The sequence below is a fragment of the Streptomyces actuosus genome, from assembly GCF_016921115.1.
Lineage (GTDB): Bacteria > Actinomycetota > Actinomycetes > Streptomycetales > Streptomycetaceae > Streptomyces > Streptomyces actuosus_A.
Genome location: NZ_JAFFZS010000029.1, coordinates 1 through 14821, shown reverse-complemented (window position 1 = coordinate 14821; position 14821 = coordinate 1). Strand labels below are relative to the sequence as shown.

The following is a 14821-nucleotide window of genomic DNA, read 5'->3' as shown; positions in this document are numbered from 1 at the left end:
AACTAGCGGGCCTCCTCGTACACGTACTGCGGGGTCGAAGTCGGGTGGGGGGTCACGGCAGCGCCCTGCGGGCGGTCGCGAACCGGGGTCGGTTGTTGAGGTCGGGGTGGTCGGCCGCGTCGGCCCAGCCCTTCTCCTCGGTGAAGATCCACGGCACCTGGCCGCCCTGGGTGTCGGCGTGCTCGATCACGACGACGCCGCCGGGCCGCAGCAGGCGGTGCGCGGTGCGTTCCAGGCCGCGGATGAGGTCCAGGCCGTCCTCGCCGGAGAAGAGCGCCATGTCGGGGTCGTAGTCCCGGGCCTCCGGGGCGACGTACTCCCACTCGGTGAGCGGGATGTACGGCGGGTTGGAGACGACCAGGTCGACCTGGCCGTCCAGGTCCGGGAAGGCGGTGCGGGCGTCGCCCTGCCGCAACTCGACCCGGGAGCCCTCCACGTTCTTGCGGGTCCAGTGGAGGGCCTCGTCGGACAGCTCGACGGCGTACACCCGCGAGCGGGGCACCTCTTGGGCCAGGGCGAGCGCGATGGCGCCGGAACCCGTGCACAGGTCCACGATGCACGGCTCCACGACGTCCATGGCACGTACGGCGTCTATGGCCCAGCCGACGACCGACTCGGTCTCCGGGCGGGGCACGAAGACGCCGGGGCCGACCTGGAGCTCCAGGTAGCGGAAGAAGGCCCGCCCGGTGATGTGCTGCAGCGGCTCGCGCTGCTCACGCCGGGCGATGACCTCCCAGTAGCGGGCGTCGAAGTCGGAGTCCCGCACGGAGTGCAACTCGCCCCGCTTCACGCCGTGCACGAACGCGGCGAGTTCCTCCGCGTCGGTGCGCGGCGAGGGCACGCCGGCGTCGGCCAGCCGCTGGGTGGCCTGGGCCACCTCTGCGAGCAGCAGGTTCACGCAAGTCCTCCGGTACTCGGTCGTCCGTGCCTTACGCGGCTGCGAGCTTCGCCGCCGCGTCCGCGTCCACGCAGGCCTGGATCACCGCGGCGAGGTCGCCGTCCAGGACCTGGTCGAGGTTGTACGCCTTGAACCCGACGCGGTGGTCCGAGATGCGGTTCTCCGGGAAGTTGTAGGTGCGGATCTTCTCGGAGCGGTCGACGGTGCGGACCTGGCTGCGGCGGGCGTCGGCGGCCTCCTTCTCCGCCTCCTCCTGCGCCATGGCGAGCAGCCTGGAGCGCAGGATACGCATCGCCTGCTCCTTGTTCTGCAGCTGGCTCTTCTCGTTCTGGCAGGAGGCGACGACTCCGGTGGGCAGGTGCGTGATCCGGACGGCGGAGTCGGTGGTGTTGACGGACTGGCCGCCGGGGCCGGAGGAGCGGTAGACGTCGATGCGGAGGTCGTTGGCGTTGATCTCGACGTCGACCTCCTCGGCCTCCGGGGTGACGAGCACGCCGGCGGCGGAGGTGTGGATGCGGCCCTGGGACTCGGTGGCGGGCACGCGCTGCACGCGGTGCACGCCGCCCTCGTACTTCAGGCGCGCCCACACGCCCTGGCCCGGCTCGATCTGCCCGCGGGCCTTCACGGCGACCTGGACGTCCTTGTAGCCGCCCAGCTCGGACTCGGTGGCGTCGATGATCTCGGTCTTCCAGCCCACGCGCTCGGCGTAGCGCAGGTACATGCGCAGCAGGTCGCCCGCGAAGAGGGCCGACTCGTCGCCGCCGGCGCCGGCCTTGATCTCCAGGATCACGTCCTTGTCGTCGCTGGGGTCCCGCGGGACCAGCAGCAGGCGCAGCTTCTCGGTGAGCTCCTCGCGCTGCTGCTCCAGGTCCTTGACCTCGGCGGCGAAGTCGGGGTCGTCGGCGGCCAGTTCACGGGCGGCCCCGATGTCGTCGCCGGTCTGCTTCCAGGAGCGGTACGTGGTGACGATCGGGGTGAGCTCGGCGTAGCGCTTGTTCAGCCGGCGCGCGCCCGCCTGGTCGGCGTGGACCGACGGATCGGCGAGCTTCTTCTCCAGGTCGGCGTGCTCGGCGACGAGTTCCTCGACGGCCTCGAACATCTTGGGCTCCTGATACTGCGGACGAAGGGAAGGGCGGGCGACCAAAAACGCCGGTCCCGGCGCACGCCTTGCGGGGCGTACTGCCGTGGACCGGCGAAATGGGGCTCGCTACTTCTTGGAGCCGGCGGCAGCCTTGCCGAAGCGGGCCTCGAAGCGGGCCACACGGCCACCGGTGTCGAGGATCTTCTGCTTGCCCGTGTAGAACGGGTGGCACTCGGAGCAGACCTCGGCCCGGACGGTACCGGACTCGATGGTGCTGCGGGTGGTGAACGACGCGCCGCAGGTGCAGCTGACCTGGGTCTCGACGTACTCGGGGTGGATGTCGCGCTTCAAGGTGTCTCCTATGTCGGGGAGGGCGCCGGGTCGCAGCCGCGGGATGCGGGAGCGTGAACCGGAGCCGACGTACCAGTCTGCCAGGACTGGCGCCTTCTCCCCAAACCGGGGGCCCGCGTGATCTATTCCCCCGGTGCGGCGCCCGGGGTCACCACGCCCTGGGCCTCGCCGGTGGCGGTCCCCTCGGTCGCCGCGGCGGGGATCGGCCGGTCGTTCTTCAGGGCCGCGAAGACCTCCCGGGCCTTGGCCTCGGCGACGACGACGCGGTTGGGGTCGGCCGGGTCGTACCGCACCGGCAGGGTCACCATGTGCAGTCCGGAGGCGCCGATGCCCTTCAGGCCGCCCGCGAAGGACATCAGGGAGTTCACCGAGCCGAGGTCGGAGTCGGTGGTCACGGCCCGGGTCGCGGTGTCGGCGAGGTCGTAGAGCTTCTTGGGGTTGGTGAAGACGCCGATGTGCCGGATCCGGTCGACGAGCGCCTTCATGAAGGCCTGCTGGAGCTGGATGCGGCCCAGGTCGGAGCCGTCGCCGACGCCGTGCCGGGTCCGGACCAGGCCCAGGGCCTGCTCGCCGTCGAGCCGGTGGGTGCCGGCCTCGAGCGTGAGGTGGCTCTTGGGGTCGTCGATGTCCTCGCTGGTGGTGACCGTCACGCCGCCGAGTGTGTCGACGAGCTTCTGGAAGCCGCTGAAGTCGACCTCCAGGTAGTGGTCCATGCGCAGGCCGGTCAGGGTCTCGACCGTCTTGACGGCGCAGGCGGCGCCGCCGGTGGAGTAGGCGGAGTTGAACATCACGCCGTGGACGGCCGGGTGTGTGGTGCCGCGGTCGTCGGTGCAGGCGGGGCGGTCGACGAGGGTGTCGCGCGGGAGCGAGACGACGGCGGCCCGCCGGTGCCCCTGGTAGACGTGGACGATCATGGCCGTGTCCGAGCGGGCGCTGCCGTCGTCGGGGCCGCCGCCCAGTTTCCGGTTGCCCCCGGAGCGGCTGTCGGAACCGAGCACGAGGATGTTCTCGGAGCCGTTGCCGGCCCCCTTCGGCCGGTCGGTGCCGAGGGCCTGGTCGATGTCGACGCTTCTGATGTTGCCGTTGAGCTTGAAGTAGACGTAGCCGATGCCGGTGCCGCCGAGGACGACGATGCCCGCGGCGGTCCAGGCCGCGACGCGCAGCGCCTTGGAATGCCTGCGGGGCCTGCGTCGGCGGCCCCGGGCTCGGTGTCGTATGCCGGACTCCGGCGTGCGATCGGCGGTCATGCGCACCTCGGCTCTCTACGTCTCCATCATCACTCCGTTCGGCCGGACGGGCTTTCCGTGCCAAAGGGTTGCACAGCGTGACATCCCCCCTGTGTGATGATTCACACGGAGAGGCACCGAAGGTCACGGATGGTGACGGCCGGGCCGGGCGCCGGGGTCCTTCCCGTCCGAGGCGCGGCGGGCAACGGGAAGGGCCGCCTCCGGAGACCGGAGGCGGCCCGTCTCACGCCCGTGGGACGCGATGTGGTGCGCGATGCTCAGCCGAGGAGGTCGAAGACTCCCCAGCCGCCACCGACGCGGACGCGCGACTCGAACACGGAGGACGAGACGCCGCGGCCCTTGTACAGCCACAGGACGCCGGAGCCGTCCCGCGCGAGCAGGTCGGGCTTGCCGTCGCCGGTGAGGTCACCGGGAGAGGCGAAGGCGTTGTAGATGTACCAGCCACCGCCGACCCGGATCCGGGTGCCGAGCGCCGGCGACGCCTTGCCCGTGCCCGGGTAGAGCCACAGCACGCCGGAGCCGTCCCGCGCGAGCAGGTCGGGCTTGCCGTCGTTGTTGTAGTCCCGCTTGCCCGTGATCGTGTAGCTGGACCAGCCGCCGCCGATCCGGACACGGGACCCGAAGGCGTAGTTGTTGCCCTGGCCGGGGTACAGCCACAGGACGCCGTACTTGTCCTGCGCGACCAGGTCGGGCTTGCCGTCGCCGCTGAGGTCACCGGGGACCGCGATGTTCTTCATCACGTTCCAGCCGCCGCCGATCCGGTACGCCTCGTAGCGGTCCGAACCGTTGAACGCCCAGTTGTACAGGACGCCGTCCGGGGTGCGGAACAGGTAGTCCTGGTAGAAGTCGCGGTTGAGGTCGGCCGTGCGCACCAGGCTCAGGCCGCCCCAGTCACCGAGGTCGACGCGGTTGGCCAGGTACGGCCACTTGTTGCCCAGGGAGTAGTACTCGTAGGCCGAGCCGCCCGAGGTGCGGGCGAACAGGTCCCCCAGGCCGTCGAAGTCCGCGTCGGTGTCGTCGATGCGCGCGTTGACCGCACCGACGTAGGTCCGCGTCTTGGCGTAGACGCTGTACGCGCCCGACTCCACGCAGTCCTTGACGCCCCACGACACCACACCGGCGATCCGCCCGTTGACCACGAGGGGACCACCGGAGTCGCCGTTGCACGGCGAGACCGTGCCGGCGTCCTCGCCCGTGGCGGGGTTGCCGGCGCAGGCCATCTGGCCCGGCACGAAGTCGCTGCCGTAGTACGACGTGCAGGCGGAGTCCGCCTGCATCGGAATGGTCGCCTTCTTCAGCGTCAGCGAGATGTCGCTGCCGGGAGAGCTGGTGGTGCGCCCCCAGCCGTAGACCGTCGCGGGAGTGCCGCTGTTGTAGGAGACGCTGTCGGAGCTCGACGTCACCTGCAGCGTCTTGTACGGCAGCGCCTCGGTCAGCGTCAGCACCGCGAGGTCGCCCCCGGCGATGGTGCTGTCGTTGTACGTGGGGTTGACCCACTGGCGCCACACGCCGGCGACCCGGCCGCCGTGCAGGTCGTTCCCGTCCGGCAGCTGGCTGGTGCCGGCCAGGACGGCGCCGTTCTTCGACCAGTCCAGGCCGTACACGCAGTGCGCGGCCGTGAGGACCTTCGTCGGGGCGACCAGGGTGCCGCCGCAGAAGTAGCCCTCGTCGTCGGAGGTGTCCGCGGTGCCCTTGTCGTCGTAGTAGTGCAGCTGCACCATCCACGGCGCCTCGGTGATACTCGCCTCCGTGCCACCGATGATCTTCGGATCGACGGTGGAGGACGACGAGGCCTCGGGGCTGTCGCCGCTCGTGGCGTCGGACGTCGACGCGGCGGCGCCGTCGTCCTGGAGGGCGGTCTGGGCGCCCTCGACACGGGCGAGCAGTTCGGACTGCGAGGCGCTGGGCAGCTTCTCGGCGGCCTTCGGGGCCGGAAGCGGAGCCGTGCCGGACGCCTCGGCCGGAACGGCTGTCAGAACCGCGCTTCCCAGCGCGAGTGCGGCGGCAGCCGCGGGAAGAGCGCGCCGCGCTCTTCGGTGTGTAGATGTCACTCAGATCTCCTGTCGCCGTAAGGGCTGCTCGCAGGAGAGAGAGAAAGAACCCCGCCGGGCCCCGGACGCTGTACGACGACAGCCCGGAGCGTCTCAGCAGGCGTATCCGAAAACACGTTCCCCCCCGCCTTCAGCTCGCCGATCTTACAAGGCGGAAGTCCCGCCCCGTCACCTGGGTGACGGAACGGGACTTCTGTACGGCGTGCGCGGAAGGGGACTCGACTCAGTCGCCGTTGCCCGGAGTCGGCGTCGTCTTCTGGATCTGCATCAGGAACTCGACGTTCGACTTGGTCTGCTTCATCTTGTCGAGGAGCAGCTCGATCGCCTGCTGCTGGTCCAGGGCGTGCAGGACGCGGCGCAGCTTCCAGACGATGCCGAGCTCCTCGGCACCGAGGAGGATCTCCTCCTTGCGGGTGCCGGACGCGTCGACGTCGACCGCCGGGAAGATGCGCTTGTCGGCGAGCTTCCGGTCGAGCTTGAGCTCCATGTTGCCGGTGCCCTTGAACTCCTCGAAGATCACCTCGTCCATGCGGGACCCGGTGTCCACCAGGGCGGTGGCGAGGATGGTCAGCGAGCCGCCGTCCTCGATGTTGCGGGCCGCACCGAAGAAGCGCTTCGGCGGGTAGAGCGCCGTGGAGTCGACACCACCGGACAGGATGCGGCCGGAGGCCGGGGCGGCCAGGTTGTAGGCGCGGCCCAGACGCGTGATCGAGTCCAGCAGGACGACCACGTCGTGGCCCAGCTCCACCAGGCGCTTGGCGCGCTCGATGGCGAGCTCGGCGACGGTGGTGTGGTCCTCGGCGGGGCGGTCGAAGGTCGAGGAGATGACCTCGCCCTTGACCGACCGCTGCATGTCGGTGACCTCTTCCGGACGCTCGTCGACGAGGACGACCATCAGGTGGCACTCGGGGTTGTTGTGGGTGATCGCGTTGGCGATCGCCTGCATGATCATGGTCTTGCCGGTCTTCGGCGGGGCCACGATCAGACCGCGCTGGCCCTTGCCGATCGGCGAGACCAGGTCGATGATCCGGGTGGTGAGGACGCCAGGGTCCGTCTCCAGACGCAGGCGGTCCTGCGGGTACAGCGGGGTCAGCTTGTTGAACTCCGGTCGGCCGCGGCCGTGTTCGGGCGCCATGCCGTTGACGGAGTCCAGGCGGACGAGCGCGTTGAACTTCTCGCGGCGCTCGCCCTCCTTGGGCTGACGGACCGCACCGGTGATGTGGTCGCCCTTGCGCAGGCCGTTCTTGCGGACCTGGGCGAGGGACACGTACACGTCGTTCGGGCCCGGCAGGTAGCCGGAGGTGCGGATGAAGGCGTAGTTGTCGAGGATGTCCAGGATGCCCGCGACGGGGATCAGGACGTCGTCCTCGGTGATCTGCGGCTCGGACACCTCGTCGCGGCCGCGACGGCCCCGGCGGTCGCGGTAGCGGCCGCGACGGCCACGGCGGCCACCCTCGAAGTCGTCGTCGTCCTGCTGCTGGCGGTCCTGACGGCCGCCGCCCTGCTGGCCCTGCTGCTGACCGCGCTGCTGGCCCTGCTGGTCGTCGCCCTTGCCGCGGCGGTCGCGGTCCCGGCCGCGGTCGCGGCCGCGGTCCCGGCGGCGGCCCTCGGCGCCCTCGCCGGCCTCGGACCTGCTCTCCTGCTGCTGCGAGGCGGCCGGGGTCTCGGCCTTGGGCTCGTTCTTGGCCTCGGCGGCGACCGTCTCGGGGCTGCCGGCCTCGGCGGTGGCGCGGCGGCGACGGCGCTCAGCGGCGGGCTCGTCGCCGGCGGCGGGCTGGCCCGGGATCTCGATCTGCTGCTGGGCCTGCGCCTTCTCGGCAGGGGCCTCGGCGGCCTTCTCGACCTTGTCCGCGGTGTCGCCCTTGTCGGCCTTGTTGGCCTTGTCGGCCTTCTTCACGGCGGAGGCCTCCTCGCCGGTGCGCGCCCGGGAGGTGGTGCGGCGCTTCGGCTTGGCCTCGGTGGCGGCCTCGGCCTTGGCCGGGGCACCGCCGCCGGCCTGCGCCTCCTTGATGACCTCGATCAGCTGGCTCTTGCGCATGCGCGCCGTGCCCCTGATGCCGAGGCCGGATGCGACCTGCTGCAGCTCGGCCAGCACCATGCCCTCGAGGCCGGTACCGCGGCGCCGCCGGGAGCCGGCACCGGCAGCAGGCGCGGAGGCGTCCGTGGCGGGCGCGGCAGCGGTCTCCTCGACACGTGCGCCCATCAGATCGGTGGTGTCGCTCACGAAGGGTCCTTCCCTGGAGCGGACGTCGGCCTGTCTGGCTCGGCGACCGGTTGTGCTGTCCGGCTTCGGTCCCATCCTTGTGGACCGTACCGGGGCGGTGGTCCGCCACAGCGGCGGAGGAAATAACTGGTGATGGCGCTTCCTGGAGCCGTGGCACCCGGTGTCACGTGGCGTGGTCGCACCGATTCCGGAGCGTGCCCGGCGATCCGCTCAGCCCCTCTGTACGGCGTACTGCCCAGGTACGGCGTACGAAACACTGTGCGGCGTGGGGAGCTCCCGGAAGAATGTCTGTCCCGGACGGGGACACGAGGCACCTCGCCATGGTGGGGTCGGGTGCAGACTTGAGGTTAACACTACCGGATCCAACAAACATTCCCCCTCTCCTAATCCGGCGACCGTGTCAGGTCGCCAGCGGGAGCACGACGGCTCCCTCCCGGTCCAGGCCCAGCCGGTTCGCGGCCCAGTCCGAGCCCGCCAGGGCCTCCACCTTGTCCGCGGTCTCCGCGTCGGCGAGCGCCATGACCGTCGGCCCGGCGCCGGAGATGACCGCCGGGATCCCGTCGGCCCGCAGCCGCTCCACCAGCGCCGTGCTCTCCGGCATGGCGGGCGCCCGGTACTCCTGGTGCAGGCGGTCCTCGGTGGCCGGCAGCAGCAGCTCGGGACGCCTGGTCAGCGCCTCGACGAGCAGGGCGGCGCGGCCGGCGTTGGCAGCGGCGTCGACATGCGGCACGGTGCGCGGGAGCAGACCGCGCGCGGTCTCCGTCAGGACCGGCTTCCCGGGCACGAAAACCACCGGAACGATGGAATCGGCCGGGTCCATCCTGATCGCCCGGGCGGCGCCGTTCTCCATCCAGGAGAGGGTGAAGCCGCCGAGCAGGCAGGCCGCGACGTTGTCGGGGTGGCCCTCGATCTCGGTGGCGAGTTCGAGCAGCGCCGCCTCGTCGAGCTTGGACTCGCCGCCTATGGTCACCGCGCGGGCGGCCACGATGCCGGCGCAGATGGCGGCGGAGGAGGAGCCGAGGCCGCGGCCGTGCGGAATGCGGTTGGCGCAGACGATCTCCAGGCCGCGCGGCTGGCCGCCCAGGGCGTCGAAGGCGGTGCGCAGGGAGCGGACGAGGAGGTGGCTCTCGTCGCGCGGCAGCGTCTCGCCGCCCTCACCTGCGATGTCGATGTGCAGCCCTGAGTCGGCCACCCGGACGACGACGTCGTCGTACAACCCCAGCGCGAGGCCCAGGGCGTCGAAGCCCGGACCGAGGTTGGCGCTGGTGGCGGGGACGCGCACCCGGACGGCGGCGGCGCGGAACGCTGGACCGGCCATCGCTCGTTGACTCTCCTTGAGCTGCGTGATGGTCGAATGACGTCGGACATCCGACAGGAGTCCGCGAACCCCCGGACCGCGCGGACGACGCGGAGCTGCGGCACATGCGCCTGGGGGCATATGCGGCGGGCGGGTTCGGTACAGCCTATCGAAGGAAGGTTCTGTGGCGACATAGGGCGCATGGGAGGCGCACGATGCGTGTCGCAAGCCCTCTGTGCACCCTCTGTAGGGAACTTCCCCAGGTGAGGGTCGGTTTACGCGGCCGTCCCGAGAACGGCCGCGTGCCCGCCCACCCCACCCGGGGACATCCGCTACACCAGGCCGAGACGCTCGGCCGCGGTGGCCGCGTCGACGGGGACCGTGACCGGCTGCGGTGCGCCGGCGACGGCCCAGTCGGGGTCCTTCAGGCCGTTTCCGGTGACGGTGCACACGATGCGCTGGCCGGGGTCGACCTTGCCCTGCTCGGCGGCCTTGAGCAGGCCGGCGACGGACGCGGCGGAGGCGGGCTCGACGAAGACACCCTCCTGCGAGGCCAACAGGCGGTAGGCGCGCAGGATCTCACGGTCCGTCACCTCGTCGATGAGGCCGCCCGACTCGTCGCGCGCGGCCAGGGCGTACTGCCAGGAGGCCGGGTTGCCGATGCGGATGGCGGTGGCGATGGTGGACGGGTCCTTGACGACCTCGCCGCGCACGATCGGGGCACTGCCGGAGGCCTGGAAGCCCCACATCCGCGGGGTCCGGGTCGACACGCCGTCGGCGGCGTACTCCCGGTACCCCCTCCAGTAGGCGGTGATGTTGCCGGCGTTGCCGACCGGCAGGACGTGGATGTCGGGCGCGTCGCCCAGCATGTCCACGATCTCGAACGCCGCCGTCTTCTGGCCCTCGATACGCACCGGGTTGACCGAATTCACCAGCGCCACGGGGTAGTTGTCGCTCAGCGCGCGGGCGAGCGTGAGGCAGTCGTCGAAGTTGCCGTCGACCTGGAGGATCTTGGCGCCATGGACGAGCGCCTGCCCCATCTTGCCGAGCGCGATCTTGCCCTGGGGCACGAGCACCGCGGACACCATGCCGGCGCGCACCGCGTACGCCGCGGCGGAGGCGGAGGTGTTGCCGGTGGAGGCGCAGATGACGGCCTTGGCGCCCTCCTCCTTGGCCTTGCTGATCGCCATCGTCATACCGCGGTCCTTGAAGGACCCGGTGGGGTTGGCGCCCTCGACCTTCAGGTGGACCTCGCAGCCCGTGCGCTCGGAGAGCACCTGCGCGGGCACGAGCGGGGTACCGCCCTCGCGGAGGGTGACGACCGGCGTCGTGTCGGACACCGGCAGCCGGTCCCGGTACTCCTCGATGATTCCGCGCCACTGGTGAGTCATTGCTGGTTACTCTCCTTCAACCCGCATGATGCTGGCGACACCCCGCACGGTGTCGAGCTTGCGCAGCGCCTCGACGGTCCCCGACAGGGAGGCGTCGGACGCGCGGTGGGTGACGACGACGAGGGAGGCCTCGCCGTCCTTGCCCTGCTGGCGAACAGTGTCGATGGACACCCCGTGCTCGGCGAACACGGTGGCGACCTGAGCGAGCACACCCGGTTTGTCGGCCACGTCGAGGCTGATGTGGTAGCGCGTGACGACGTCGCCCATCGGGGAGACAGGCAGGGCGGCATACGCCGACTCGCCGGGCCCCGTTGCCCCGCTGAGCCGGTTGCGGCAGACGGCGACGAGGTCGCCGAGCACGGCCGAGGCGGTGGGCGAGCCACCGGCGCCGGGGCCGTAGAACATGAGCTGGCCGGCCGCGTCGGACTCGACGAAGACGGCGTTGTACGCGCCGCGCACGGAGGCCAGCGGGTGGGTGAGCGGGATCATCGCCGGGTGCACACGCGCGGTGACGGAGCCGCCGTCCTCGGCCCGCTCGCAGATGGCGAGCAGTTTGATGGTGCAGCCCATCTCCTTGGCCGAGGCGAAGTCCGCGGCGGTGACCTCGGTCATGCCCTCGCGGTAGACGTCGTCCAGGCGCACGCGCGTGTGGAAGGCGATCCCGGCGAGGATGGCGGCCTTGGCCGCGGCGTCGAAGCCCTCCACGTCGGCGGTGGGGTCGGCCTCGGCGTAGCCCAGCGCGGTGGCCTCGTCGAGGGCCTCCTGGTAGCCGGCGCCCGTGGAGTCCATCTTGTCGAGGATGAAGTTGGTCGTCCCGTTGACGATGCCCATCACCCGGTTGATCTTGTCGCCGGCGAGGGACTCGCGCAGCGGCCGGATCAGCGGGATGGCGCCGGCGACGGCGGCCTCGTAGTAGAGGTCCTTGCCGTGCTGTCCCGCCGCGGCGTGCAGGGCGGCCCCGTCCTGGGCGAGCAGGGCCTTGTTCGCCGAGACGACGGAGGCGCCGTGCTCGAAGGCTGTGGTGATGAGGCTGCGGGCGGGCTCGATGCCCCCGATGACCTCGACGACGACGTCGATGTCCCCCCGTTTGACGAGGGCGGTGGCGTCGGAGGTGACGAGTGCCGGGTCGATGCCCTCGCGGACCTTGGAGGGCCGCCGTACCGCGACACCGGCCAGCTCGACCGGGGCACCGATCCTGGCGGCGAGGTCGTCGGCGTGCGTCGTCATGATGCGCGCCACCTCTGAGCCGACAACCCCACAGCCCAGCAGCGCCACCTTCAGCGGACGCGTACGCATCATCCGACCTCGTTTCCTCATACCGTCTACGGTTGGACCAGTCTCACTCACCGGACCGGACTTTCTGCCCCTGGTCCGGATCGTGAGACGTCTATTTCATTTTCCCACCGGGCGGCGACAGGAGATCTTCCGCCCGCCGCCCGGCCACCCGGTGTCCCGGTCCCCCGGCCCTCACCCCACGTCGAGACGCAGCAGGTCCTCCTCGGTCTCCCGGCGGACGATCACCCGGGCCTCACCGTCGCGGACGGCGACGACCGGCGGACGCAGCACGTGGTTGTAGTTGCTCGCCATGGACCGGCAGTACGCGCCGGTCGCCGGCACGGCGATCAGGTCGCCGGGCGCCAGGTCCGCGGGCAGGAACGCGTCCCGCACGACGATGTCACCGCTCTCGCAGTGCTTGCCGACGACCCGCGTGAGCATGGGCTCGGCGTCGGAGGTGCGCGAGACGAGGGCGACGCTGTACTCGGCGTCGTAGAGCGCCGTGCGGATGTTGTCGGACATGCCGCCGTCGACGGACACGTACGTGCGCAGCCCGTCGAGGGCCTTGACGGTCCCGACCTCGTAGAGCGTGAAGGCGGTCGGCCCGACGACGGCGCGCCCCGGCTCGACGGAGATCCGCGGGGTCCGCAGCCGCGCGGCCTCGCACTCGCGGGTGACGATCTCGGTGAGGGCCTTGGCGATCTCATGGGGCTCGCGCGGGTCGTCGCCGCTGGTGTAGGCGATGCCGAGGCCGCCGCCGAGGTCGATCTCGGGCAGCTCGACGCCGTGCTCGTCGCGGATGTCCCTGAGCAGCCCCACGACGCGGTGGGCGGCGACCTCGAAGCCCGACACGTCGAAGATCTGCGACCCGATGTGGGAGTGGATCCCGATCAGCTCCAGGCCCTCCAGCTGCAGCGCCCGCCGCACGGCCTCGGCGGCCTGCCCGCCGGCCAGCGGGATCCCGAACTTCTGGTCCTCGTGGGCGGTGGCGATGAACTCGTGGGTGTGGGCCTCGACGCCGACGGTGACCCGGATCTGCACCCGCTGGCGCCTGCCGAGGGACTGCGCGACGTGGGCGACGCGGACGATCTCCTGGAAGGAGTCGAGGACGATGCGCCCGACGCCGGCGCGCACCGCGCGCTCGATCTCCTCGGTCGACTTGTTGTTGCCGTGGAAGGCGATGCGGTCGGCCGGCATGCCCGCGGACAGCGCGGTGGTGAGCTCGCCGCCGGAGCAGACGTCGAGGTTGAGCCCCTCCTCGTGCAACCAGCGGACCACGGCACGGGACAGGAACGCCTTCCCGGCGTAGAAGACGTCGGCCTCCGTGCCGAAGGCGGTGCGCCAGGCGCGCGCCCGGGCCCGGAAGTCGGCCTCGTCGAGGATGTAGGCGGGGGTGCCGAACTCCTCGGCGAGCCGCTTGACGTCGATGCCGCCGACCGTCGCCACGCCCTCCCCGTTCCTGCCGACGGTCTGCGCCCACACCTTGGGGTCGAGGGCGTTCAGGTCGGCGGGCGGGGCGGAGTAGTGGCCCTCGGGCAGGACATCGGCGTGACGGGGCCCGGCGGGGTGTGCGGAACGGCTCATGTCTGGGTCTCTTCTTGGCTCAGAGGTGGTCGGGTGCGTCGATGCCGAGCAGGGACAGGCCGCCGGCCAGCACCGTCCCGGCGGCTGTGGCGAGGGCGAGCCGGGCACGGTGGGCGGCCGAGGGTTTCTCCGCACCGCGCGGGAGCACGGTGGGCAGGAACGGCAGGGCGGCGTCCGCGACGACGACCAGGTGCCGGGCGAGCCGGTCGGGGGCGCGGTGGGTGGCCGCGGCGCCGAGGACGCGGGGATGGTCGGCCAGCGCGCCCGGGAGTGCTGGGGCGACGGTGACGTCACCGGGCTCGGGGCCGAAGCCGAGGTCGGCGGCGTTGCGGTGCAGGGCCCGGGTGCGGGCGTGGGCGTACCGGACACGGAAGAGGGGGTTGCTCTCCCGCTGGACGAGATGCTCGGCGCCGATCCGGGGCCGGTCGTGCGGGGCCGGGTGCAGCAGGGCCCAGCGGGCGGCGTCGGGGCCGAGGGAAGCGGGGTCGCCGGGCGCGGGGACGGGCCGCAGATCGGCGACGCCGTCGCCCTCGGGGACGACGTCGAGGCGCCCGCCCTGGGAGGCGACGAGGCGGCCGAGGGCGTCGGCGACGACCCGGGCACGGATCTCGTCCGGGACGCGGACCCGCACGGTCTGCCCGGCGAGGGCGCCGGAGTGCCCGTACCGCGGCCCGTCCCGCAGGACGCGCCGCACGAGGTCCGCCGTACCGCCGCCGTCGAGGCTGATGTTGAGGAACCCGGGCCCGGTGATCTCGACCGCCGCGACGCCGTCGGCGCGGACGAGATGGCCGCGCAGGACCTCGGCGACCTGCCGGGACGGCCGCTTGGCGGGACGGGCCAGCTGGAGCGCGATGCCGGTGGCGTAGTCCCCGCACCCCCCGGGCCCGGGCGCCGCGACCACGGCCCGCTCAGGAACAGCCACGCTCAGCTCCCCCTCGTCGACAGCACGGCGCACGGCATGCAGCACGGTGCGCGAGAGCTCGACGGGGGTCACGGGACAAGCGTAGGGGAGGAGGGGGGTGGGTAGGCGAGCCGGTTTGCCGGAGGTCCCGGCATGTGGACGAGGCAGGGCGAGCTGCGGCGACCGGGGCGGGGCGGGGCGGCGCGGGTACGCCGACACGGGAAGGCCGGGCTCCACTTCCCCGACAGCTGCTGTGCGCGGCTTCGGGAGGGGCGCGGCGCATCGGCAGGCGGGGCGCGAGGTTTCGGGGGTGGGTGTGCGGCGCGTCGGGGGTGGGGGTATCAGGGTCGCCGCCGACTGTGCGGTGCGTCGGGTGCGGGTGTTTGGCAGGGATGCCGGGTGCGCGGCGCGACGGACGCGGGGAGGTGCGGCTTCGACGCCGGGTGCGCGGCGCGACGGACGCGGGGAGGTGCGGCTTCGACGCCGGGTGCGCGGCGCGACGGACGCGGGGAGGTGCGGCT

11 protein-coding genes are annotated in these 14821 nt (G+C 71.8%); all 11 read right to left on the bottom strand.

The genetic code is table 11. From position 1 onward, the window contains the following. Positions 1 to 52: 52 nt before the first annotated feature. Complete coding sequence (gene prmC, locus JS756_RS27265; RefSeq protein ID WP_205385877.1) at positions 53 to 898, bottom strand: peptide chain release factor N(5)-glutamine methyltransferase; 846 nt, start codon at positions 896 to 898, stop codon at positions 53 to 55. A gap of 31 nt (positions 899 to 929) precedes the next feature. Continuing rightward, complete coding sequence (gene prfA, locus JS756_RS27260) at positions 930 to 1997, bottom strand: peptide chain release factor 1 (protein ID WP_205385876.1); 1068 nt, start codon at positions 1995 to 1997, stop codon at positions 930 to 932. 108 nt (positions 1998 to 2105) lie between these two features. Beyond that, the gene (gene rpmE, locus JS756_RS27255) at positions 2106 to 2330 is read right to left on the bottom strand and encodes a 50S ribosomal protein L31 (RefSeq protein WP_031039396.1); all 225 of its coding nucleotides are present in this window, start codon (positions 2328 to 2330) and stop codon (positions 2106 to 2108) included. Between the two features lie 122 nt (positions 2331 to 2452). Next, entirely contained in the window at positions 2453 to 3577 is a 1125-nt protein-coding gene (locus JS756_RS27250) for an LCP family protein (RefSeq protein WP_205385875.1), read from the bottom strand. 257 nt (positions 3578 to 3834) lie between these two features. After that, positions 3835 to 5628 (bottom strand): trypsin-like serine protease, encoded by a 1794-nt coding sequence (locus tag JS756_RS27245; RefSeq protein ID WP_205385874.1) that lies wholly within the window; start codon positions 5626 to 5628, stop codon positions 3835 to 3837. Positions 5629 to 5851: 223 nt separating this feature from the next. Further along, on the bottom strand, positions 5852 to 7852 hold the full coding sequence (gene rho, locus JS756_RS27240) for a transcription termination factor Rho (RefSeq protein ID WP_205385873.1): 2001 nt from the start codon (positions 7850 to 7852) through the stop codon (positions 5852 to 5854). Between the two features lie 400 nt (positions 7853 to 8252). Further along, positions 8253 to 9170: a homoserine kinase gene (thrB, locus tag JS756_RS27235; RefSeq protein WP_205385872.1), complete on the bottom strand. Its 918-nt coding sequence runs from the start codon at positions 9168 to 9170 to the stop codon at positions 8253 to 8255. A gap of 311 nt (positions 9171 to 9481) precedes the next feature. After that, entirely contained in the window at positions 9482 to 10540 is a 1059-nt protein-coding gene (gene thrC / locus JS756_RS27230) for a threonine synthase (protein WP_205385871.1), read from the bottom strand. Positions 10541 to 10546: 6 nt separating this feature from the next. Continuing rightward, on the bottom strand, positions 10547 to 11839 hold the full coding sequence (locus tag JS756_RS27225; protein ID WP_205385870.1) for a homoserine dehydrogenase: 1293 nt from the start codon (positions 11837 to 11839) through the stop codon (positions 10547 to 10549). A gap of 168 nt (positions 11840 to 12007) precedes the next feature. After that, positions 12008 to 13399, bottom strand: a complete 1392-nt coding sequence (lysA, locus tag JS756_RS27220; RefSeq protein WP_205385869.1) for a diaminopimelate decarboxylase — start codon at positions 13397 to 13399, stop codon at positions 12008 to 12010. Between the two features lie 19 nt (positions 13400 to 13418). Continuing rightward, on the bottom strand, positions 13419 to 14393 hold the full coding sequence (nrtL, locus tag JS756_RS27215) for an ArgS-related anticodon-binding protein NrtL (RefSeq protein WP_205385868.1): 975 nt from the start codon (positions 14391 to 14393) through the stop codon (positions 13419 to 13421). Positions 14394 to 14821 lie beyond the last annotated feature (428 nt).

Bases quoted from the DNA above. Each gene is read 5' to 3' on its own strand.
- prfA (WP_205385876.1), bottom strand. From the start codon at position 1,997: ATGTTCGAGGCCGTCGAGGAACTCGTCGCCGAGCACGCCGACCTGGAG.
- lysA (WP_205385869.1), bottom strand. From the start codon at position 13,399: ATGAGCCGTTCCGCACACCCCGCCGGGCCCCGTCACGCCGATGTCCTG.
- thrC (WP_205385871.1), bottom strand. From the start codon at position 10,540: ATGACTCACCAGTGGCGCGGAATCATCGAGGAGTACCGGGACCGGCTG.
- JS756_RS27225 (WP_205385870.1), bottom strand. From the start codon at position 11,839: ATGATGCGTACGCGTCCGCTGAAGGTGGCGCTGCTGGGCTGTGGGGTT.
- thrB (WP_205385872.1), bottom strand. From the start codon at position 9,170: ATGGCCGGTCCAGCGTTCCGCGCCGCCGCCGTCCGGGTGCGCGTCCCC.
- JS756_RS27250 (WP_205385875.1), bottom strand. From the start codon at position 3,577: ATGACCGCCGATCGCACGCCGGAGTCCGGCATACGACACCGAGCCCGG.